The sequence below is a fragment of the Rhizobium sp. P1_E6 genome, from assembly GCF_056405875.1.
This window is the reverse complement of the sequence record NZ_JBFUBG010000282.1, coordinates 1-1,290: the sequence shown is the minus strand read 5'-3', so window position 1 is coordinate 1,290 and position 1,290 is coordinate 1. Positions and strand designations below refer to the sequence as shown.

The following is a 1,290-nucleotide window of genomic DNA, read 5'->3' as shown; positions in this document are numbered from 1 at the left end:
GCTTCATAAAATGCGACCTCGTGCTTCGAATCGACACCGGCTGCCGCGAGCATGGCGCGGACTTCGCCTGCTTTGTCGAGGCTGCGCAGCGTCGTGCGAACCTCATGCCCCGCGGCGAGCGCCGCTACGATGCAATGGCTGCCCAAGAACCCAGAACCACCCGTTATAAGAATCTTGCTCATATGATTTTCCATACCTTCACTTGTCATTACGACCAGTCATTGCGAAGCATATGAAAATTAGCAAGTAGGATGAATTTCCAGAGGTAGTATGAAAAATCAGACCATCGCGCCGCGTGCTTACGGTGAAGATTGCGACGGCTGCACCGGACCGGAGCCAATCGATKTCATGCGCTTCCAGCGGGCGATCCGGGCGATCACCGGCAAGTGGAAAATCGAGATTGTGTGTAGCCTGGTTGCTGGGCCGATGCGTTTCGGCGAACTGCGTCGTGCGCTGCCGGGTATCACTCAGCACATGCTGACCGAGCAGCTTCGCGACCTCGAGCGAAACGGCATCGTCATACGCACCGCCTACGCCGAGATTCCTCCCCGAGTCGAATATGCGCTCTCGCAAGCCGGCATAGACCTCATGCCGACCTTTGCCACGCTGCGCGACTGGGCCTTGCGCTACGATGCCGATTCCGATGAAGCCGCCCCTTCATTCCGAGATGATTGCGCCCCCGGATTCCGGGATGATCTCGCCCCCTTGAGGCTGGGGTCCTGCTGGCTGTGATTGTTGTCAGTTCATTCGTGTAGCGAGTCAAGATTTCCGACGCTGATTTCGCCGCAAGCTTTCCCCGGATAGATCGATGCGATGGGCGTTATGAACCAGGCGATCGAGGATTGCGTCGGCATATGTTGGATTGCCGATGACCTCATGCYAGGCTGACACCGGGAGCTGGCTGGTGATGATGGTGGAGCGACGCCCGTAGCGGTCCTCGAGGATTTCCAGGAGATCATGCCGCGCCTGGTCATTGAGCGGCTCAAGACCCCAGTCGTCGAGGATCAGGAGTTGGACATGGCCAAGGGTGCGCTGGAGCCTGGCGTAGCGGCCGTCGCCATGAGCCAAGGCGAGATTGGCGAAGAGGCGTGGGACACGCTGATAGAGAACAGAGCGATCATCGCGGCAGGCTTTATGCCCGAGTGCGCAGGCCAACCAGCTTTTGCCGACGCCGGACGGTCCGCAGATTGCAAGATTGTCGTGAGCATCGATCCAGTCGCCGCCGATCAGCTTCATGAACAGCGCCCGATCAAGGCCACGCTCGCTGCGGTAATCGACATCCTCTGGCAC

Annotated in this window: 3 protein-coding genes; 1 reads left to right on the top strand and 2 read right to left on the bottom strand. The window is 58.9% G+C overall.

Going from position 1 to position 1,290, the window contains the following annotated elements; all coding sequences use genetic code 11:
- The coding region (locus AC1D35_RS36250) for an NAD-dependent epimerase/dehydratase family protein (RefSeq protein ID WP_477942848.1) at positions 1-182 on the bottom strand (182 nt) is incomplete at its 3' end.
- An 88-nt stretch (positions 183-270) separates the two neighbouring features.
- Here AC1D35_RS36250 and AC1D35_RS36245 point away from each other — a divergent pair.
- Entirely contained in the window at positions 271-732 is a 462-nt protein-coding gene (locus tag AC1D35_RS36245; protein ID WP_477942846.1) for a winged helix-turn-helix transcriptional regulator, read from the top strand.
- A 27-nt stretch (positions 733-759) separates the two neighbouring features.
- Here the strand turns inward: AC1D35_RS36245 and istB are convergent.
- Positions 760-1,290, bottom strand: a 531-nt coding sequence (gene istB / locus AC1D35_RS36240) for an IS21-like element ISRel16 family helper ATPase IstB (protein WP_477942845.1), incomplete at its 5' end; no start/stop codon positions are given.